The organism is Cohnella lubricantis, assembly GCF_014212015.1.
GTDB classification, from domain to species: domain Bacteria; phylum Bacillota; class Bacilli; order Paenibacillales; family Paenibacillaceae; genus Cohnella; species Cohnella lubricantis.
In genome coordinates, this window is sequence record NZ_JACJVN010000055.1 from 14,079 (window position 1) to 34,677 (window position 20,599).

Consider the following 20,599-nt stretch of genomic DNA (forward strand, 5'->3'; position numbering starts at 1 on the left):
CGACTTTTAGTCTCTTATTGAACAGTATCTAGCAAAGTTCGCCCTATTTAACGATCAAACCTCTTCTTCGAGCATGTCGATCCATTCGTTATACTCGCTTTGAAGCTTCGCGTATTCTTCCTGCAGCGCGTCAAGCTCCCTGCGAACCGACAGCAGCTCCGTCTCGAGACGCTCGGCACGCTCCGCCTGTTCAGCCGCTTCAGTAGAGCTGCCTTCGCTGCGTGAAGCCAGCTCGCTTCGCAGCGCATCAAGCTCTGCGGCGTGCTCCTCCTGCAGCCGCTCCAGCTGCGCCGCCCGCTCCGCTTCAAGCGATACCATCGCCGCAGCCTGCGATCTGGCTGTCTCCAGCTCTCGCTCCGCCGTCTCTGCGGCCAGCTTCCGCTGCTCCATCTCGCGTTCAAGCTCAACCAATCGCCGTTCCAGTGCCGAAGCCCGCTCCGCTGCTTCGCGCGCCGCCTTAGCAGCCGCCTCAGCCGCCTTGCGGACTTCCGACTCCGCATTCTGGGCGGCTTCGGCGATCTGCAGCGCTTCTTCCGCGTCGCGCGCCAGTCTCGCCTTCTCCTCTTCCAGCTCGCTCAGCATCGAACGCAGACCTCTCTCCTTCGCCTGCCATTCGCTTCGCTCGGCGCTCCACCGTGCCGTATCCGCGCCAAGCTCCTCGAGCTCGGCTTGATGCGACGCTTGGAGTGAACGGAGCGCCATATCGTGCTCAGACAACAATTCATTCAGAAGCGCGTCATGCTCCGCCTGGAGCGATGCGAGCTTCGCCTCATTGTCGGCTCGAAGCGAGGCCAGCTCCGCTTCATGCTCTGCACGCGTCTTCTCCAAGAGGGACGCATACTCGGTCAGCAGCGCTTCCGAGCGTGAAGCCATAATTGTCCGTTCCTCTTCCAGTCTCGCTTCGTGCTCCGCCGCTGCATCCGCCAGCTTCTTCTCGTAGGACGCAATGCCCGCTTCGATCTCTTCGGCATGGGACGTCTTGAGCAGCTGCAAGAATCCTTCGTGCTCGGATTGCAGCGCGCTGACTTCCTTCTCGTGCGCGGATAGCAGCGCAGCGATCTCCTTCTCGTGCATGGATTGCAGCGAGCTGATCTCCTTCTCCGACGCTGCCCGAAGTTCCTCCAATTCCGCTACTCTTCTCGATTCCGAAGCGGCTAACGTCGACTTCGCCGTCTCCAGCTTCGTACGCAGGCTTGACAACTCCGCTTCGCGCGCCGCCAACTGGCCGCCCAGCTCCTCTGCCTGCTCCTGCAGCTTCCGCTCGAGATCGGAACGAGCAGCCGCTTCTCTCTCCTCCAGCGCTTGGCGCGCGAGGTTCATATTCTCTTCGTACGCCTGATGCGATGCCGCAAGTCTATCCTCCATCTCCTGCCGCAGGCTCTCGACTTGCTCTTCGTAGCTGGAGACGACAGCCTCCAACTGCTCGGCGTGCTTGCGGTTCGTCTCCGTCAGTTCCTCTTCCGCCTGGCGCTGAATCGCTTCCAACGAGCCGTTCGCCTGCTCCAATTGCCCGAGCGCTTGCTCCAGCTCCTTAGCCAGCCGTTTGCGCTCGCTCTCTTCGTTCAGCAGACGCTCATTCTCCCGTCTAAGCCGCAGCAGCTCATCCGCCAAGTTGACAGACGCCAATACGCCCAGCTTCGATAGATCAAGACGCGGAGAACCATTCGCTATTTTGTGCATCTGCTCGTTCACCAAGAAGGCGACCTTCTTCATATGATCCGAGCTGGAGTGCCCCGTCAACGTATATTGTGTTCCGTATATGTCAACCGTTACGCGTGTCCGATCATCAGCATTCACGGTTTGTTCCTCCCAATCCCATAGAAAAATCGCAGCGAATCCACCGGAGGCAGGCTGAACCGCGGCCCGATTCAACCTCAAATCCGGTCCGCCTTTCGCTTGCGTCCTGATGTATTCGCTGCGCGTCTTGCCGTTTCCTGCCTACTTTCTCAGCTCGGCTCCGAAAGATTGTTCCAGTTCTGCCAATACCCTTCCATGGGCCTCCGTCACTTCTTCATCGGTCAACGTACGCTCCGGATGGCGATAGACTAGCGCTATCGCCACACTCTTCTTGTCCGCTCCGAGCCGCTCGCCCGTATAGATGTCGAATACGCGCGACGATTCCAGCAGCTCGCCCGCCGTCGAACGGATCGCGCCAAGCAGCGCTTCGCCTGCGACTTCGCGTCCGACGACTACGGCCAGATCCCGCTCCACCGCCGGATAGCGAGGCAGCGCCTGATAGACGATCGAGCTGTCAGCCAGCTCATAGAGCGGCGCCAGTTCAAGCTCCGCGGCGAACGTATCGCCGAGATCCAGCTCGCGCTGCAGGTCGGGATGCAGCTGTCCAACATAGCCGATCGTCACCGATCCGCCGCCCATCCGCAGCTTCACCGCAGCCGTCCGTCCCGGATGGAAGTGCTCCGGCTGCGCCGCTTCGTACGTGACTGAACCGCTCAGTCCGAAACGTTCAAAGACCGCTTCCAGCACGCCCTTAGCGTCGTAGAAGTCTGCTTTCTCCGCTGCGCGGTTCCATGCGGAAGCTGTCCGGTTGCCGTGCAGGACGAACGCCAGCCGCGGCTTCTCTTCCGGAAGCTTGGTCAGCGCCGCTTCCTTGGTGCGGAATACGCTCGCAATCTCGAACATCGCGATGTCGCTGTTCTTGCGCGCGATATTGTAGGCCGCCGCCTCCAGCAGGCTCGGCAGCACCGCCGTGCGAAGCAGGCTGCGCTCCTCGCTCATCGGCATGGCCAGCGGCACCGCTAAGCTGCCTTCCGCAGCGCCGTTCAGCGCCGGGAACAAAGCCGCCCGCCCGGCGGACGTCACGCTGTAGCAGACGGCTTCGTTCAAGCCGTTCCCCGCCAGCAGCGCGCGAAGCTCGCGGCGGATCGCTTGCGGCTTCGTCAATGCGCCGGTCGTCGTCGGCCCTTCGATCGGCGTCGTCGGGATCTCGTCATAGCCGTGAAGACGGGCGACTTCCTCGATCAGATCCACATCGCGCGTAATATCGCCGCGCCGCGTCGGCACCGTCACCTGCCATTCTTCGTCCGTCGTTCCCTTCGCGTGGAAGCCAAGCCGCGACCAGATCGTGCTTACTTCCAGCGAAGAGAGAGAGGTGCCAAGGAACCGGTTGATCCGATCCAGCGTTACCGTGACGACGGCTGGCGCCGCTTCCGAGACGACCGCCTCCGCTGCGCCTTCCGCCGCCAAGCCGCTGGCATACTTCACCATCAAGCTTGCCGCGCGGTCAAGCGCATCGCGCACGCGACCCGGATCGACTTCCTTCTCGAACCTCGCAGAAGCTTCGGAGCGAAGGCCGAGCTGGCGCGAAGTACGGCGAATCGTGCCGCCGTCGAATCGTGCGGATTCGAGAATAATCGCTGTCGTGTCGTTCGTCACTTCGGAGTTGAGTCCGCCCATGACGCCAGCGAGTCCGATCGGCTTCTCGGCATCCGTAATGAGCAGCATGTGCGGCTCCAGCTTGCGCTCTTGGCCGTCCAGCGTGACCAACGTCTCGCCTTCGCGGGCAAGGCGAACGTCGATTCGGCCGCCGGCTACCTTCGCCGCATCGAACGCGTGCAGCGGCTGGCCGTATTCGAGCATGACATAGTTCGTAATATCGACGACGTTGCTGATCGGACGCACGCCCGCGGCGATAAGCCGGTTCTGCATCCACAGCGGGGACGGCCCGATCTTGACGTTCTTGATGTAACGCGCCGAATAGTGCGAGCAGTGCTCTTTGGCGGTAATCGAGACGCGCACGTGGTCAGACGCCTTGTCCGTCGAAGCATTCAGCTCCTGCGACGGATCCGGCAGCTTCACCTTCCGCCCCGTCAGCGCCGACGCTTCGTACGCGACGCCGATCATGCTCAGGCAGTCAGAGCGATTCGGCGTCAGATCGAGCTCGAGGATCGAATCGTCCAGCGCCAGCACCTCGAGAATGTCGCGGCCGATCTCTGTCTCCTCCGGCAGAAGATAAAGCCCTTCCTGCACTTCCTTCGGCAGCAGCTTGTCGTTGATGCCGAGCTCGCGCGCGGAGCAGAGCATGCCCTGCGATTCGACGCCGCGCAGCTTGGCGCGCTTGATGGTCAGGCCGCCGGGCAGCTTCGCCCCTACAAGCGCGACCGGCACCTTCCGGCCGGCAGCTACGTTCGGCGCGCCGCAGACGATCTGCAGCGTCTCGCCTGTGCCGGCGTCCACCGTGCAGACGCTTAGCTTGTCCGCGTCCGGATGCTTCTCGCGCGTCAGCACCAGACCCGCGACGACGCCGCTGACGCCTTGATTGCGGGACGGCACCGAATCGATCTCGATGCCGCCTCGCGTCATGAGGGCGGCGAGCTCCTTCGGCTCGATGCCGCTCAGATCGATATATTCTTTTAGCCAACGGTAAGATACGTTCATGGATAGAAGCCTCCCTTCCTACATTCGGGCGAATTGCCCGAGGAACCGCAGATCGTTGTTATAGAAATGACGGATGTCGTCGATATCGTACTTCAGCAGCGCGATCCGCTCGACGCCCATGCCAATGGCGAAGCCGGACACTTCCTTCGGATCGTAGCCGCCGTATTCGAGCACCTTCGGATGCACCATGCCGCAGCCGAGAATCTCGATCCAGCCGGTGTGCTTGCACATCCGGCAGCCGTGGCCGCCGCATTGCGCGCAGGTGACGTCGACTTCGGCGCTTGGCTCGGTGAATGGGAAGAAGCTCGGGCGCAGCCGGATTTGCGTCTGCGGGCCGTACAGCGCCTGCACGAATTGGAGGAGCGTCCCCTTCAGGTCGCTCATTCGAATGTTCGGGCCGACGACCAGCGCCTCGATCTGATGGAACATGAACGAATGCGTCGCGTCATCGTCGTCGCGGCGATACACTTTGCCCGGGCAAATAATCTTGAGCGGGGTCTTGCCCTTCGCAGCGCGCATCGCGCGAATCTGCACCGGAGACGTGTGCGTGCGCAGCAGAATGTCGTCGGTCAGATAGAATGAATCCTGCATGTCGCGCGCCGGATGGTTCTTCGGCAGATTCAGCGCTTCGAAGTTGTAGAAGTCCTCCTCCACCTCGGGGCCTTCCGCGATCGTATATCCCATCCCGAGGAAAATGTCCTCGATCTCCTGCGTGACCTTCGTCAGCGGATGAACCGTGCCGGAAGCCGGCCGCTTGCCCGGCAGCGTCACATCGATCGTCTCCGCCTGCAGACGGCGGGCCGTCTCGGCGCGGTCGAACGCCTCCTGCTTCTCCGCGATCACAGCTTCGATCGCCGCGCGAACATCATTCGCAGCCTGGCCGATGACCGGACGCTCCTCCGCGCTTAGAGCTCCCATGCCTCTCAGCACTTCGGTTAATTGCCCCTTCTTGCCAAGGTATTGCACCCGCAGATCGTTCAGCGACGCGGGGTCGGCCACGCCTTGCAGCCTCTCAAGCGCTTCGCGCCGAAGCTCTTCCAACTTCTCTCTCATGGGCCAATGTCTCTCCTTATCCGGAAAAATAAAAAAGCCCTATCTCCCTCCGAAAAGGGACGATAGGACCGTGGTACCACCCTTGTTGGAACATCCTCGCCGCTCGCCGCCGTCCGCGTCATGCCGCCGCTTCCGCGCGTGCATGGGCGTCGCCGGTTCGCTTGCCGGAGTTCCCGCTCTTCGCGGCATAACGGGCCGCTGCCGTTGCCCTCTACTTCCTTCGCCTGTTGTCAGGCGGCCGGGTTCAAGGGAATGCTCCGGAGTGAATTTCGGCAGCCTGATTTCCTAGGAACGCTTCCAGTCCTCGGCGTTCCCTCCCTGAGAGGAAGGCACTGCTTACTCGTCTCCATCAACGCATGTGGAAACTATTATATCGTATTATAGGGGAATGCGCAGCTGTAATCAAGTCGCGTCCGCTTATGCGCGGCGGCGGCGAACCAGCGAGATCGCGAGCGCGATTATGCCTGCTGCCAAGCCTGCGATGGCAAAGCCGAACGTCAGCGGGTCGCGTTCATTGGCAGAAGCTTCGGTCGAACCGCCATGGCCATGCTCGTCAGCGGCTGCCGGCGTAACAGTCGTCACCGATGCCGGCGTGTCGGCATCCGCGCCGCCGGACCAATCGACGACGGTACCGTCCGAATACGTCTGGCGGGCTTTCCATACGAGCTCTGCGGCATCAGGCGCAACCTTGCCTTGGAAGTTGAATTGGATGAACTCCGTCGGACTCAATCCTTCGCCTTCCGCCTTCCAGGTGAAGGACGTGATCTTGCCATCCGCATCGGTCTCCGTCGTATAGGTCCAGCCCGGCTTCGGCTCGAAGCGGGACACATCGACCTCTGCGGGAACGTCAACCTTCACCTGCGTCGTCTTCACCGACTGTTCTTCAGACGGCACGCGCAGCGTGAACACTTGATAGGAGCCGGCCGGAACCGAACTTGGCTGAACCGTTACGTGCGCGCTGGCAACACCCGCGAAGCCTAGCGCCAAGAATAGCGCAAGCAGTAGAGCAACACTTTTTTTCATGGAATGCAGCAACCTCTCTGTCTCATGTTGGGATGTAATAAGTATAGCCGCTGCCTGCGTCGCTTCGCATGACTAGAAAGGGCTAGCCGCAACGAATCTTCTGTGACAAATTGGCGAACATCCGCTAATCCGTCGGACCGACCAAGCCTCGCTCGTAAGCATACCTTGTCAATTGCACGCGATTGGCCAGATGGAGCTTGTGCAAAATATTTTTGAGATGGTTCTTCACGGTGTGCTCCGACAACCCCAGCTCCTGCGCGATATCGCGATTGGTGCGGCCTCTCGCGACCTCTAGAAGAATCTCCTTCTCGCGCGGCGTCAATTCCTCGCGGAAGCCGCCGTCCTCCTTCCGAACTCCGGTCTGCTCGCCCGAAGCCTGCTCCGGAGCGGCTGATCGCGGCCGAGCGGCGAACTCCTTCAGAATGGACAGAGCCAAGTCGGGATTGAGCGGCGCTTCGTCATAAGCGATCGCCCGCAAGTATTCCCGCCATGCCGACGGATTGAGGTTCTTGAGCAGATAGCCCTGCGCGCCTTTCTTGAGCGCTTCGAACAGATGCGCCGGCTCGTCGGATACGGTCACGATTACGATCTTAACGTCGGGGTAACCGGCCTTGATCGTCTTCGCCGCTTCCAGTCCGCCCATGCCGGGCATGGATATATCCATCAGCACCAGCTCAGGGGATGCGCTCTCCATGAGCGCAAGAGCCTCTTCTCCGCTGGACGCTTCCGCCACGACGGCAAAGTCTTCGTCTTCGGAGACGATCTCCCGCATCCCTTGCCGGGCATGCTTGTGATCGTCGACCAGCATGACGCGCAGCGGCTGCTTCATGCCTCACGCCTTCCTCTCTGCCTCAGCTCGATTATCGTCCAGCCGTCCCGGCGCTCCGCCCGGAACGACCAACCCATCCGTTGGGCGCGGTCTCGAACCATGCGCAGACCGAACCGCCCCTCCGCCGCGAGCGGATCGCCAGCGAATCCCGCGCCGTCGTCTTCGACTGCGCAGCGGAACCCGCCTTCGTCGTCCAGCTCTCCGATGACAATGACGCGCTTCGCCCTGGCATGCTTGCGAACATTAAGGAGCGCCTCCCGCAGGCAGGCGTGCAGCTCTACCTTCTCCTTATTGGTCAGCGATCCGTCCGGTATCCCCCAGCGGAAGTCCGCTTGCGCCTCGATGATGCCCGCGGTCTCGCCAAGCAGCTCCCGCAGAGGGACGACCCAGGCAGCCTCCGCCGCAGATGGCGGCTGGCGCAGGTTCGCGATCGCTTGCCGGACGTCGTCGTTCACGTCCCGCACCGTCTCGCGAAGCTGGCCCGCCAGTCTGCGCACCGTCTCGTCCGCAGTTGCCCGGTCCAGTTGATCCAGCTTAACAGCCAGCAGGAAGAGCGACTGGGCGATGCCGTCGTGAAGCTCCCGAGCCAGCCGCTCCCTCTCTTCGAGGGAGGCGGTCGTCGTCTTCTCGGCCTGAAGCTCGCCCTGCGACTCCTCCAATCGGCGGAACAGACCGAGCACGAGCGTAAGCGTAACGGCAAGCACGATGAATGGCGCGAGGAAGTTGCCTAATTCCATCGACATATACGGAAGCAGGAACGCGTGCCGGATATATTCCCACAAGCCAATCGTTATCGTCGGCGTCAGCAGAATCAGCCATTTGATGGTACGGTCGTTCTTGCGCATAATCTCGATTGTTCCTCCGTTAACGGCCCGCCGAATCCCGCCGGATATTAATAGATGCGGAACGTCGTCTTCCTGACAAGCTCGTTGCCGTCCGCGTCGGTCACGCGGACTTGGGCTTGCCATTCGCCCGCGAACGGCAAGTAAGGCCCGTTCGCTTTATAAGCGGCTTCGACATAGCCCTCGAAAGCATAGATCTCGCTATCCTTAAACGACTCGAGAGGCACATCGATGACCCCGACATCGCCGCGCTCCGTCGGTTGAAGCCGAAGCACCGTGCTCTTCGGCTGTCCGATCGATTCCGGCAGCCATACTTTAACCAGAATCGAATTGTTGCCCGGCGCGTTCGGCGAGATTTGGAGCGTAACGTGCATATCGGTGCCCATCTCATGATAGTACAGCGGCTGATTGGCCGGCAGCGGGTTCTGATAGGTGAGCACGCCGACGATCAGCACGATGCCGGCCATGAGGCCGAAGTCGGCCCGAAGCAGTCCGCCCGGAGGAAGGCTCCCCTTGCGCAGACGCAGCCGGATGAAGAACGCGGCCGCCATGACCAGGACGGACAGAGCGACTTTGGCAAGCAGCCATTTGCCCCAAGCGGTGTAGAACAAGTACTCAAGCGACGGCAGGAACAGCAGCACGCTTAGAATGCCGGTCAACCATAACGCCAGGAAGGCGAACAGCGCCCACCTGGAGAAGACGATCGCGAAGCGTCCGGCTTCAGGCCTTTCTTTGCGCCAGATCAGCAGCAACAGCAGCAATCCGCCAGCCCATACCGAAGCGGCAGCCAAGTGGACGAAATCAAGCGCAACCGAATAAGAGATCGGGTCGTATACCGCAGCGTGTCCGTTCCAGGCCTCCACGAACAACGCCACCGCCGCCCAGAACAGACGCGCCGGCGCTGACAGCCCGCCTAGCAGCAGCGCGGCGAAGGCAAGCAGCAGATTGGCCGCATACAGCTTGCCGACCGTCGTCTGCGTCAGAACCCGTACCCATTCCGACAAAGGCTCGCCTTGCGTCAAATTGTATAGGTTCAACACGACATAGGCGAGCGTCGCGCAGACGATGAACTTGCCCATGAAGCCGATCGCCGCTTCCCTCGCATCGCGGACGGTCTGGGCGGCGCCGCGCTGCAAGCCCCAGAAGAGCAAGCCGGCAATGATCAGCAGCCCAGCGTAATAGGCTATGCGCGCAGCATAGAACAGGAAGGACATCGTCGTCAGCTTGTTCGTATCGGACACATGGCCTTCATGCCCTATCTGTGCGTGCGGATCTAGGCTGCTCGAGTCCGGCAGGGGCGGCGGGTTGCCTACGGTGAAGACGTAAGCGCCCGATACGGGATGCCCGTCGGCTGAGATAATATTATATGAGACCGTATAATGGTCGTCCTTCAGAGCCGGCAGCGCAAGCTTAAGGCCCTTGCCCTGCTCCGTTCGTTCCGGCTTCGCGTTCGTGACGGAACGCGATGAACTGTCCAGGACAATGACTTTATGTTCAGCCGACGAATCAAGCCGCTCGTTGAACAGAAGCTCCACATAAGGCGGACTGTTCTGCAGCTGTTCGTCTTGCGCAGGCGTGGCTTGCTCCAATATCGCGTGAGCGCCGGCTCTTCCCGGGGGGAAGACGGCCGATATCAGCAGTGCCGCGAACAGCAGCGCGCAGCAGCGACTAAGCCATCCTCGTGCGGCGTGTCGTCTCTTGGTTGTGAATAGCATCAGCATGTATAACGAACCTCCTCGATCCGGCTTCGCTTCGCCAGCCGGTGGCGTCGTGCACACACCGCGCTCAGCATGCTGCTTCCGCAACGGCTTCTCCATCGTACCCCGAATGATATGCGAGTTCAACTTTCCCCTCCGCCAAAAAGTGAAGGGCGAACGGAGGCATTCGCCTGACCGTTCACCCTTAATGTACCTCATCCCGCAGACGAAGCCTCGTGGATTTGGTCGATATTCTTGCCGAACAATTGCTCGAATCGCTCCGGCTGCAGCGGCCGGGAGAAGAAGTAGCCCTGCGCCTGCTTGCAATTCATCCGCCTCAGGAAGTCAACCTGCTGCTCATTCTCCACGCCTTCGGCGGTTACGCGCATATTCAGGTTCCTTGCGATCGCGGAGATTCCCGAGACGATCGCAGCGTCGTGGCGGTTGAACAGCACGTCGCCCACGAACGAACGGTCGATCTTAAGCGTGTCGATCGGGAACCGCTTCAAGTAGTGCAGCGAGCTGTAGCCGGTACCGAAGTCGTCGATGCTTATATGTACGCCAATCTCCTTCAGCTTCTCGAACGTATCGGCCGCATATTCCGGATCCGCCATAATGCTCTCGGTGATCTCCAGATCGAGCCATCTCGGCGCAAGTCCCGTCTCGGTCAGCACAGCCCGGATCCGCTCGCTCAGATCGATCTGCCGGAACTGGCGGATCGACAAGTTCACGGACATGACCAGCTTCCGGTGACCCGCAGCCTGCCACTCCACCGCCTGCCGGCATGCCGTGCGAAGCACCCATTCGCCCAGCGGGATAATGAAGCCGGTCTCTTCGCATAGCGGGATGAATTCTCCGGGAGGAATAACGCCTTTCTCCGGATGGTGCCAACGCACCAGCGCTTCGGCTCCGACCAATTGGCCGAGCTCCAGATCGACTAACGGTTGGTATTCCAGACGGAACTGCCCGGATTCCAGCGCTTGGCGCAGCTCGTTCTCCAGCGCAAGCCGATCCCTAGCCTTGCGATTCATCTCCGGGTCATATCTGAGCCACGCATTGCGCACTTCCTTGGCGCCGTACATCGCGGTATCCGCGTTCTGCAGCAGATGCTCCAGCGTCTCTCCGTCGCCTGGATACAGAACAAGGCCGACGCTCACGGTCAAATGATAGGAGGTGTCCGAGATGAGAATCGGCGTATCGAATTGATCGACCAGCTGCTGCGCTCGCCGTTCGGCTTCTTGGGGGCCGGCGCCGTTGAGCAGCACCGTGAATTCGTCTCCGCCTAGCCGGAACACATCTTCCGAATCCTTCTTGAATTGCCTTAGGCGCTCCGCGACTTCCACCAGCACCCGGTCTCCGAAGGAATGGCCCATGGAATCATTGATCGTCTTGAACCGATCGACATCCAGCCACAGCACTGCGAACTGTTCGGCAGCCTTATCGTCCCATGTCTTGGCAACGATATTCTCGGTCAGCAGGCGGCGGTTCGGCAATCCTGTCAATTCGTCGTAATAAGCCAGATAATGAACCCGCGCTTCCGCCTTCTGATGCCTCCGGTACGGCTCATCAATCGTCACGAAGTAAATGCCTCTTAGCAGGAAGAAATAACCAACAATCCGGAAGACCTCTCCTAGAAGCCCGATCGGATCGCCGAGCACCTCGCCGATCGAGATTTCCAGCCTGGAAGCGAACAGCCAGATAAGCGCCCTTACGATAGTCAGAATCGCTTGCGGCCGCTCTTTGCGGTTGCGATACAGAATGACCGCTGCAGCGGCGGCATAGAGAGCCATCACCAAGGCGGCTTGAATATCGCGGTATGGATTCAAATCGTCGGCTGTCAGGCCGGAACCGAAGACAAGCCCGAGCGTCACAGCAAGCGCGATGATAGCGGCTCCGGCAGCATAGATTCTCGCCCCAGGCCGAACCGGGCCGTTCGGAATCGAGAAGATGACAGCCAAGGCAGCGGCTCCGAGCAACTGAGAAGTCCATTGCAGCAGAAGAGCCGCTCCATCTCCGTTCGCCAAACTGTGCAAGGGCATTCCCGACAAGCTAAAGCCATGCAGCAGATCGAGCAGGCCGATAAAGGCGAAGACGATCGCCGTGAACAGCCGGCGCCGACAGAGCGTCTGTTCGAACACCATCCATCCCATGACGAATAGCGCCGAGCAAAGCCCGAAGGAGATCGAATCGAGCATTATGCGCATTACCAGAGCGTTCAGATCCGTCAAACGAATGTGCTCTATGATATTCAGTCGTTCAAGCACCAGGAAGGCCGCGAATGCCAGCACGGCAGTTCGCAGCGTTCGCTTCTCGGCGCGATTGATCGGCAAATCCGCCATGCGCTTAAGCGTCCAATTCACGACTTGCCCCCCTGCCTATAACCGGTTTGCTCATTATGGAGAACATTTTGCCTTATTTGATTCAACAATCTGGTCGCTTTTTCCTGCAACACATCCGAATATTGTCGAAAAAAGTTGATGCTGCGCTTGCCTGTTTGCAATCGGCGGCCAATACCAGCTACAATTTGGTCATGCTTGGCGGGACTGCGCCCGCCTATATAACGGGGAGATGAGACGATGGAGAATTACGAGCTGGCATCGTTAACCATATCGCAAGTTGAAGAGAGCTGGACGTTAACCTTCGAACGCGCCAAGCTGATGGTTGTCCACGATCACGGAACGCTATCCTGGTTCATCGATGCCGAAGGCGTTGCGAACGCCGATGTGCTGAACCGGTTCGCCATATCCGAAGAGATTGCGGTCTCGCTCGAAGCCGTTACGATCGGCGGCAGGAAGCTTACCGGCGCAGGCTACTTCCATCCGAACACGCTGCACAGCGCCGCCGCCATTCGCGGAGTCGGCGAACTGGACGGCTACAGCCCCGGCTTGCTGCGTCAGCCGTAGCTTAAGCGTTCGCCCATTCCGGCAGCTTCCGGCCGAATCCCGCCGGTGAAGATCTCGAATTGGCAGCGCATCAAGTCCTCGAGCGTCTCTTCCGTCGATTGGAGCACCCAACTCATCAGCACGCCATAGTAGCACTGTACAGCCATCCCCGCGATCTTCTCGGCGGACAGGTCTGTTCGGATCTCTCCCCGTTCTTGTCCTTTCCGGATAATCATAGCCAGGAAGCGAGCGAATTCGCCGCTTCTCTCCGATTGGGCCGAGCCGATTCTCTCGCTGCCGTACACACCTTGCAGAACGGCCCGCGTAACGGCTTGCGTAAGGGGATACTGTCGCGCATGAATGAGTAAACCATTCAGAAGCTGAGGCATAATCGGTCCCTGAAGACCGCTTTGATTCTCAATCTCCCTCCGGATCAATGAGCCTTGAAGCTCGAGTATCAAGTCTTCCTTGGAGGAGAAATAGTTAAAGAACGTTCCTTTCGCTACGTCCGCGCGGGTCGCGATCTGCTGCACCGTTGTCGACTCGTAGCCTTGATTCTCGAACAACTCCATTGAAGCTTCGACTATTCGGAACCTCGTCAGCTTCTTCTTCGCTTCCCTGTTCATACCAAGTCCCCTTCCTTACTGCCGGCGGCCGACCGGCAGCCGGCGTAAGCCATGATATACTGTTCCGCGTCACAGCAATAAAGCATTAGCTTGCACTAAATCCTTTCCTCCCACAATATCCCATCCTGCAAGATTTGTCGAGAGATGACTTCTAAAAACAAAAAGACCCTCCAGTTGGAAGGTCTCTGACATCGCATTATGATTTGGGGAACGTCTCCGGCGTCGTCAGTCTGTCGTAGAAGTTCAAGTATTCGTCGCGCTCGGGCGAAGCTCTCCAAGCCATGGCTGAACGCGGATGCTCGTCAAGCACACCGGTGATCATGTAAGGAATGAGGTAGCCCCACTCTTCGCGCTCGCGCAGTCCGACCATGTACCTCTCGATCATGCCCAGCACCGGACGCAGATTATATTTGGATTTGGACAGCTTAGCCAGCAGAAGCTCCGTATGGCAGTTGCCCGCCGCCCGGCCCATGCCGTAGACGGAAGCGTCCAGCAACTCGACGCCCATCTCGGCAGCCGTCAGCGTGTTCGCCAGAGCCAGCTGCATGTTGTTGTGTGTATGTACGCCTAGCCGCTTGTTCTTGAGGCCGCGGCGGAATTTCTCGACGAGATAACGGATATCCTCCGGGTCCAGGCTGCCATAGGAGTCTACGATGTAGACGACGTCGATCGGGCTCTCGCTGATCATCGCCAGCGCCTCCGACAGCTCATTGTCCATGACATTGGACAGCGCCATAATGTTGATCGTCGTCTCGTAGCCTCGCTCGTTGAACAATGTGGCCAGCTCGATCGCCTTGGCCGTATCGCGCGCATAGCAGGCTACGCGAATCAAGTCGAGCGGCGATTCGCTGCGCGGCAGAATATCGTTCTCGTCAACGCGGCCGACATCGACGAGCGCGGACAGCTTCGTCTTCTTCTTCTCCGGAATGACTTTGCGAAGGAAGTCGTCGTTCAGGAACCGCCATGGTCCCGCATTCTCCGCCCCCTTAAGCAGCTTGGGCGAATTCTTGTAGCCGACTTCCATGTACTCGACACCAGCTTCATTTAACGATTCGTATAAATCCTGAACGAATTCCACGCTGAAGTCCCAGTTATTAACGAGGCCGCCGTCGCGAATCGTGCAGTCTACGATTTGGCAATGGCTAAATTTACGTTGTTCGGTCATAGAGCTGGCTCCTTTGTATTAAGTTCAGAAAGACTATTCCCGCATTGGATTACGCTTTAACATTCGAGGACTGCAAAGCCGTCTCCTGCAACAGCAGTCGCACCGATTCGTCCAGACGCGAGGCGGCCTCTTCGGCTATATCGGCAGTGCCGTCGTCGTTCCACACGACTTGAGCGTCTTGAACGAACACTCCTGCCAGCAGGTTGCGCGGCCCCATCGTGGACAGCACTGGCTTCATTGCGAAGTCGATGGACAGCAAGTGCGCGATCGTCCCGCCAATGGCGATCGGGAGAACGACCTTGTTCTGGAAGCCCTTCTGGGGGAGAAGATCGATATAGGCTTTGAGCACCCCAGGGAAAGAAGCCTTGAACACCGGCGTCGCGACGATGACGGCGTCCGCCTGTTCCACTTCTCGGTTCGCGGCTTGAATCGCCTCGCTGTCGAAGCGGGCGTGGAGCAAGTCTTCAGCGGGCAGATCGCGGACGGCAATAAGCGAAGGCTTGATGCCGGCTTCGGCTACCTTGGAACGCACGTATTCAACGATGCCGTTAAGCCGTGTTTTCTCCATTGGACTTCCTACTAAAATGACGATTTTCGCCATATAGACCGCCTTCCTTTTCTTCCTCGCCAGCAATATCCGATTCTCCGACTCGGAAATTCCATTCATTATACTCGTTCGTTTCTTGCACCGTCAAGATTGGAAGCCTCTTCCGGCCGCCTTCAGTTCTTAGGCCGATGATCCGCTTCGAAATTCTCGATCTCTGCCTCGTTCTTCGCGATAGCTCCGCCGCCGCCGAATACGACGAGACCTTCTCCGTTGGACAGCCTCAGCTGCAAATCCTGCGTCTCTGCGATGAACCGGAAGCCGAAGGCGAAGGTTGAAGGCTGCGTCTGTGTGTCGACCTGCAGACCGCCATAGAACAGAGTTTGCCCGGTGCTCAGCGTATCCCTGTGCATGACGGATACTTGGTTGATCTTAAATGGAACGCTGCTGCCGCCAATGGTAAGCGTGCCTGAGCCCTCGGCTACCGTAAAATCGCCTTTCTGGTTCAGGTTAAGCGCCAAGTGAACCTTCGCGTCGTTGCTGTCCGACGGTATGTAGATAGCGCTGTCCTCACTAACCGGCTCCAGGCTCGTGCCTTCCGGCGCTCGTTCGAAGCTCGCCGCTGGCACATCGATCGTATATTGCGCAGCTTCCGGCGCAGCGGAGGCGGAAGCCTCTACGGTTGCGGATGGCGATGCGCTTGCCGATGCGGCAGCCGGCGGCTTCCCGCCGTTCGTCCCGGCGGTCTTCTCGTTCGAGCAAGCCGTCAGCGCCAGTGCGGCCGCGGCGAGGATCAGCAGATTTTTGTACGATATCTTCATGGTTGGTATGTCCCTCCTGATGTCGATGGTAACCAAGAATCTATCGTACTAAACTGCAAGGGATTCGACAAGAAGATATCGAAGACGGCACACTCTCGTTAGGTCGAAGTAAGTCCCTGATGTACGCAAGGCAGCCTCTGCCGAAGGCTGCCCTGTTGTCCGTGTTCCGATATCGATGCTTAAGACACGGCTTTGCGCGAAGCGTCCTTCTCTTCAACCGCACATGCTTGGCAAGTCCCGTGAAAATCAAGGCGGTGATCCGTCACCGTGAAGCCGTATTCCCGCATAATGCGATGCTCCATTGGCAGCAGCCAATCGTCCTTGATCTCTTCGACCTTGCCGCATCGGGTGCAGATCAAGTGATGATGCATATGCGGCTGATCTTCGTTACGCAGATCGAATCTGGCTCCGCCGTCGCCGAAGTTGACCTTCTCGACGATATGAAGCTCGCTGAGCAGCTCTAAGGAACGATAGACGGTCGCGAGACCGATATTCGGATAAGTATTCTTAACCAGCAAATAAACGTCTTCCGCCGTTAGATGATCCTGTTCATTCTCCAGCAGCACCCGAAGCGTCGCTTCTCGTTGGGGAGTCAGCTTGTAGCCTCTGCTAATAAGCTGCCGGTTGATCTTGTCGACCTGCTCGGTAATGGTCACGCAATCACCGCCCTCCCTTTCCCTTATTTAGAATTATTCTAAACTGATTGTAACTGATTCTGCACCTTTAAGCAAAGCATTAATAATTGGGATATTGCCGTCTAATTTGATAGGATATAGAGGAAGAGAGTGAAGGTGAAGCAGATGAGTTTGGCAAAATATGTTGGACGGCGCATCTTGATTATGACTGCTGTAGAAGCCGAGCGCGAGGCGGTGCTGCGCGGACTGGACGGCGATGAACGCTTTGACGTGCGGCTCGCCGGCGTCGGTCCAGCGTTTGCAGCGGCGAGCACCGCGGCGGCGCTTGCCGCTGCAGGCGGGAGCTGCGGCCTGGTCGTATCGGCCGGTATCGCAGGCGGCTTCCCGAGCAGGGCGGAGATCGGCTCGCTCGTCGTATCGAGCCGGATCGTCGCCGCCGACCTCGGCGCCGAGACGCCGGACGGCTTCGCGAGCGTCGATGCGCTCGGCTTCGGCTCTGCCGAGGCGCAGCCGGACGAAGCGCTTGCACAGCAGCTCGTGCAGGCGTTGGAGGCGGCTGGCCTGCGGGCGGCCTGCGGGCCGATCTTGACGGTCTCGACCGCCACAGGAACGGCCCAGACCGCGGCCCTTCTCGCCGAGCGGGTGCCCGGCGCCGCCGCCGAAGGCATGGAAGGCTACGGCGTGGCCGTCGCCGCCCGGCAATTCGGCGTTCCCGCGCTCGAGCTCCGCGCGGTCTCGAACGCGGTCGGCCCGCGCGACCGCGCCGCTTGGCGCATTCCCGACGCGCTGCTCGCGTTGGCAGATGGCATGGCTATATTGAAGGAGGTTCTACCGAGATGAATATCGCTTTTTCCCCTTGTCCTAATGATACCTTCGTGTTCCACGCCTGGGTTCACGGCCTGATCCCCGGCGCTCCGGAATTGAACGTCACGTACGCCGACATCGATATCACGAATCATTGGGCGGCGGATCGGACAGGCCCCGAGGTGCTGAAAATATCGTACGCCGCCCTTCCCTGGGTGCTGGAGGACTACGCGCTTATCCCTTGCGGCGGAGCGCTTGGCCGCGGCTGCGGTCCGCTCGTGCTGACGCTCGCGGACATGCAGGATCCGGCTGCCCTCTCCGGCAAGCGCGTCGCGGTGCCGAGCGAACGCTCGACCGCCTATCTGCTGTTCCGGCTGTGGGCGGCACAGAACGTGCCAGGCGGCGTCGGCGAGATCGTGATCATGCCGTTCCACGAGATTATGCCCGCCGTTCGCGACGGCAAGATCGATGCCGGGCTCGTCATCCACGAAGCCCGCTTCACCTACCAAGATTACGGCTTGTCGAAAATGGCGGATATGGGCAGTTGGTGGGAAGCCGATACCGGCCTGCCGATACCGCTGGGCGCCATTATCGCCCGCCGCGATCTGGACGTGAAGGCGATCGAGCAGTGGGCACGCGCATCGGTCGAGTACGCTTGGGCGCATCCGGAGGCTTCGCGCGAATACGTGCTCGGCCACTCGCAGGAGCTCTCGCCTGAGGTGACGCAGCAGCACATCGACCTGTACGTCAACGACTTCACAGCCAACCTGGGTGACGACGGCTTCGCGGCGATCGAAGCGCTGCTCACCCGCGCGGCCGCAGAGAAGCTCGTGCCGCCGTTCGATCCGAATCTGCTGCGCTAATCTCTCGCAAAATAATGGTTGATGATGCGACAATCAGAATTGGTATCGTTCCAGCGAAAGGACCTCGTTCTCCACTTTGTTGTGGATATCGAGGTCCTTTCTTGTGCATTCTGGGGACAGTCCTTGTTCGCTTACCCGCGTTCCGTCATATCCCCACAGCTTCTTCTTCGAAAGCTTGCGGGAACGGATCTTCAAAGCAGCTCCAATCCGACTTCAATTCCTCCTCGGTTAACAGGCACGTGTCCAGCTCCGCCTCCAGCTTAGAGCGGTTCAGCCCGATGCCGATCAGCACGAATCGGTTGATCCGGTCTCCGTATTCGGGATGCCAAGAGGTGAACGGCTCCGGTTCCTCACGCAGCAGCGCCATGCGCTCGCATTCGGGCAGCGCTGCAAGCCACAGGCCGGCAGGTCCCATCTGAATGGACGGTCCGGCTTGACTGAAGCTTTGAGCCTGGCGGTTCCGCGTTGCCAGCCAAAGTATTCCTTTGGCCCGCACGACTTCGGCCGGCCATTCCGACATCCAGTTCATCAGCCGTACTGGATGGAAAGGGAGAGCCCTCTCATAGACGAACGAGCCGATGCCATACTCCTCGGTCTCCGGCGTATGCTGCGGCTTCTCCAACTCTAGAATCCAGCCAGCCGAGCGGCTCGCCGCCTCGAAGTCGAACAAGCCTGTGTTCAAGATCGCAGAAGGCTCGACTTGCCCCCGGACGGCGCGGATGAACCGCGCCCTCGGCTGCAGCGCCCGCAGCACGCTCTCCAATTGGGCCAATTCCTCCGGCTTCACCATATCGCACTTATTCAGCACGAGGACATCGCAGAATTCGATTTGGTCGATCAGCAGGTCGACCACCTCCCGGGTATCGTCTTCCGTGGCCGCCTCGCCTCGGTCGAGCAAGGTCTCGCCAGAGGAATAATCGTGCCAGAAGCGATACGCGTCCACGACGGTCACCATCGCGTCGAGCCGGCAGAACCGGGTCAGATCTATGCCGAGCTCTTCGTCGATGTAACTGAACGTCTGCGCGACTGGAACCGGCTCGCCGATGCCGGTCGATTCGATCAGGATATAGTCGAACCGCCCTTCGAGCGCCAATCGCTCCACTTCCCGAAGCAGATCCTCGCGCAGCGTGCAGCAGATACAGCCGTTCGACATCTCGACCAGCTTCTCTTCCGTGCGGGACAGTCCGCCGCCGCCGCGAACGAGATCCGCGTCGACGTTCACGTCGCTCAGGTCGTTGACGATTACCGCAACCTTTAAACCGTTGCGGTTCCGCAGCACGTGATTGAGCAGTGTTGTTTTGCCCGCGCCTAGATAGCCGCTCAGAACCGTCACCGGAATCTTGCGTCGTTCAATCAATCTTTTCAACCCCTTTCTGATGTAATTATTACGATTTGATCCTATTCGTTTAAAGCCTTCTGCAGCGCAGCCAAGTTGTTCTCCATAATGCCGATATAATCCAAGCCCTGCTGCTTATCGTCTTCGGTCAGCCCTTCGATCGGATTCAGCACGTCCGTCTTGGCGCCGATCTCCTTCGCGATCGTCTCCGCTATCTTGGGATCAACCAGCGTCTCGAAGAATATCGTCTGGATATCCCGCTCTTTCGCTTGCTGGACGACGCCGGCCATCTGTTCAGGAGACGGCTCCTGCTCAGGGGACAGCCCGGCAATCGGAATTTGCACCAGACCGTACTCCTTAGCCAAGTAGCCGAATGCGGCGTGTTGGGTGACGAAGTCGTGGCGCTTGACGGTCTTAAGCCCGTCCCTATACGCCTGATCAAGCATCTGCAGCTTGGCGATATAAGCGTCTGCGTTCGCCTTGTACTTGTCCTGGTGAGCCGGATCCGCCTTAGCGAATGCCGCGGCGATATTCGCGACTTCCTTCTGAGCAAGCACGGGATCGAGCCATACATGCGGATCCAGCACCTTGCCTCCCTCCTCATCCGACGTCCCTTCGGCGGCAGTTCCATGATCATGGCCGTCCTCTTCTTCCTCCTCCGCGACGCCCTCCTGCAACGTAATCCCTTCGCTTGCTTGCACCGCCACTCGCTTATCGTTCGCGGCGCTGGCCAGCGCCTTGTCGGCCCATGTCTCTACGAGCCCATTGTAGACGAACACATCCGCTTCGCTGATGAGCGCCATATCCTTCGCGCTCGGCTCCCAGTCGTGCGGCTCCGCGCCGGCCGGGATCAATCCGGTCACGTCCGCGAGTTCTCCGCCGACCTGGCGGCTGAATTCGTACATCGGATAGAAGGTCGCCACGACTTGAAGCTTGGAGCCTTCCCCCGTTGACGAATTCGGCGACGCGGCTCCGCCGCCCGCACCTTCTCCCCCGTTCGAGCCGCAGCCCGCCAGCAGCGCGGCTGCCGTTCCCGCCAGAATCAATCCCTTCATCGTTGTCAATGCTGTTCTCATCTTGCCAA

19 protein-coding genes are annotated in these 20,599 nt (G+C 59.5%); 3 read left to right on the top strand and 16 right to left on the bottom strand.

Going from position 1 to position 20,599, the window contains the following annotated elements; genetic code table 11:
• Positions 1 to 54: 54 nt before the first annotated feature.
• From zapA to H4Q31_RS13740, 8 genes are all read right to left on the bottom strand, one after another.
• The gene (zapA, locus tag H4Q31_RS13705; RefSeq protein WP_185179628.1) at positions 55 to 1,797 is read right to left on the bottom strand and encodes a cell division protein ZapA; all 1,743 of its coding nucleotides are present in this window, start codon (positions 1,795 to 1,797) and stop codon (positions 55 to 57) included.
• Positions 1,798 to 1,938: 141 nt separating this feature from the next.
• Positions 1,939 to 4,395 carry a phenylalanine--tRNA ligase subunit beta gene (gene pheT / locus H4Q31_RS13710; protein WP_185179629.1) on the bottom strand — a complete coding sequence of 819 codons (2,457 nt, stop codon included), beginning with the start codon at positions 4,393 to 4,395 and terminating at the stop codon, positions 1,939 to 1,941.
• Positions 4,396 to 4,413: 18 nt separating this feature from the next.
• A complete protein-coding gene (gene pheS, locus H4Q31_RS13715; RefSeq protein ID WP_185179630.1) occupies positions 4,414 to 5,448 on the bottom strand; it encodes a phenylalanine--tRNA ligase subunit alpha in 1,035 nt (344 codons plus the stop codon).
• Positions 5,449 to 5,865: 417 nt separating this feature from the next.
• The gene (locus tag H4Q31_RS13720; RefSeq protein ID WP_185179631.1) at positions 5,866 to 6,471 is read right to left on the bottom strand and encodes a YcnI family protein; all 606 of its coding nucleotides are present in this window, start codon (positions 6,469 to 6,471) and stop codon (positions 5,866 to 5,868) included.
• A 124-nt stretch (positions 6,472 to 6,595) separates the two neighbouring features.
• Positions 6,596 to 7,300, bottom strand: coding sequence for a response regulator (locus H4Q31_RS13725; RefSeq protein WP_185179632.1), 705 nt, complete (start codon positions 7,298 to 7,300; stop codon positions 6,596 to 6,598).
• Positions 7,297 to 8,145 (bottom strand): sensor histidine kinase, encoded by an 849-nt coding sequence (locus tag H4Q31_RS13730; protein ID WP_185179633.1) that lies wholly within the window; start codon positions 8,143 to 8,145, stop codon positions 7,297 to 7,299. Before H4Q31_RS13730 ends, H4Q31_RS13725 begins: the two co-directional genes overlap by 4 nt.
• Before the next feature lie 47 nt (positions 8,146 to 8,192).
• The gene (locus H4Q31_RS13735; protein WP_185179634.1) at positions 8,193 to 9,863 is read right to left on the bottom strand and encodes a copper resistance CopC/CopD family protein; all 1,671 of its coding nucleotides are present in this window, start codon (positions 9,861 to 9,863) and stop codon (positions 8,193 to 8,195) included.
• 191 nt (positions 9,864 to 10,054) lie between these two features.
• Positions 10,055 to 12,199, bottom strand: a complete 2,145-nt coding sequence (locus H4Q31_RS13740; RefSeq protein ID WP_185179635.1) for a putative bifunctional diguanylate cyclase/phosphodiesterase — start codon at positions 12,197 to 12,199, stop codon at positions 10,055 to 10,057.
• Between the two features lie 216 nt (positions 12,200 to 12,415).
• Between H4Q31_RS13740 and H4Q31_RS13745 the strand changes: the two genes are divergently transcribed.
• Positions 12,416 to 12,742, top strand: coding sequence for a hypothetical protein (locus H4Q31_RS13745; protein ID WP_185179636.1), 327 nt, complete (start codon positions 12,416 to 12,418; stop codon positions 12,740 to 12,742).
• On the opposite strand, the gene H4Q31_RS13750 is transcribed toward H4Q31_RS13745, so the two are convergent.
• The 6 genes from H4Q31_RS13750 to fur all read right to left on the bottom strand — a co-directional run bounded on the left by H4Q31_RS13750 (position 12,733) and on the right by fur (position 16,527).
• Positions 12,733 to 13,347 (bottom strand): TetR family transcriptional regulator, encoded by a 615-nt coding sequence (locus H4Q31_RS13750; RefSeq protein WP_185179637.1) that lies wholly within the window; start codon positions 13,345 to 13,347, stop codon positions 12,733 to 12,735. The two genes, H4Q31_RS13745 and H4Q31_RS13750, sit on opposite strands and share 10 nt — an antisense overlap.
• Positions 13,348 to 13,543: 196 nt before the next feature.
• Positions 13,544 to 14,512: an aldolase catalytic domain-containing protein gene (locus H4Q31_RS13755; protein WP_185179638.1), complete on the bottom strand. Its 969-nt coding sequence runs from the start codon at positions 14,510 to 14,512 to the stop codon at positions 13,544 to 13,546.
• A 49-nt stretch (positions 14,513 to 14,561) separates the two neighbouring features.
• Positions 14,562 to 15,113, bottom strand: coding sequence for an NADPH-dependent FMN reductase (ssuE, locus tag H4Q31_RS13760; protein ID WP_185179639.1), 552 nt, complete (start codon positions 15,111 to 15,113; stop codon positions 14,562 to 14,564).
• The gene (locus tag H4Q31_RS13765) at positions 15,061 to 15,207 is read right to left on the bottom strand and encodes a hypothetical protein (protein ID WP_185179736.1); all 147 of its coding nucleotides are present in this window, start codon (positions 15,205 to 15,207) and stop codon (positions 15,061 to 15,063) included. The genes ssuE and H4Q31_RS13765 overlap by 53 nt, the downstream gene beginning before the upstream one ends.
• 25 nt (positions 15,208 to 15,232) lie before the next feature.
• Complete coding sequence (locus tag H4Q31_RS13770) at positions 15,233 to 15,877, bottom strand: hypothetical protein (RefSeq protein ID WP_185179640.1); 645 nt, start codon at positions 15,875 to 15,877, stop codon at positions 15,233 to 15,235.
• 179 nt (positions 15,878 to 16,056) lie between these two features.
• Positions 16,057 to 16,527, bottom strand: a complete 471-nt coding sequence (gene fur, locus H4Q31_RS13775) for a ferric iron uptake transcriptional regulator (protein WP_185179730.1) — start codon at positions 16,525 to 16,527, stop codon at positions 16,057 to 16,059.
• 150 nt (positions 16,528 to 16,677) lie between these two features.
• Between fur and H4Q31_RS13780 the strand changes: the two genes are divergently transcribed.
• A complete protein-coding gene (locus tag H4Q31_RS13780) occupies positions 16,678 to 17,352 on the top strand; it encodes a futalosine hydrolase (protein ID WP_185179641.1) in 675 nt (224 codons plus the stop codon).
• The gene (locus tag H4Q31_RS13785; protein WP_185179642.1) at positions 17,349 to 18,179 is read left to right on the top strand and encodes a 1,4-dihydroxy-6-naphtoate synthase; all 831 of its coding nucleotides are present in this window, start codon (positions 17,349 to 17,351) and stop codon (positions 18,177 to 18,179) included. Before H4Q31_RS13780 ends, H4Q31_RS13785 begins: the two co-directional genes overlap by 4 nt.
• A gap of 145 nt (positions 18,180 to 18,324) precedes the next feature.
• Here H4Q31_RS13785 and H4Q31_RS13790 read toward each other — a convergent pair whose 3' ends face one another.
• Positions 18,325 to 19,545, bottom strand: a complete 1,221-nt coding sequence (locus H4Q31_RS13790) for a GTP-binding protein (protein ID WP_376698248.1) — start codon at positions 19,543 to 19,545, stop codon at positions 18,325 to 18,327.
• 32 nt (positions 19,546 to 19,577) lie between these two features.
• Complete coding sequence (locus H4Q31_RS13795) at positions 19,578 to 20,591, bottom strand: metal ABC transporter substrate-binding protein (protein WP_185179643.1); 1,014 nt, start codon at positions 20,589 to 20,591, stop codon at positions 19,578 to 19,580.
• Between the last annotated feature and the right edge of the window lie 8 nt (positions 20,592 to 20,599).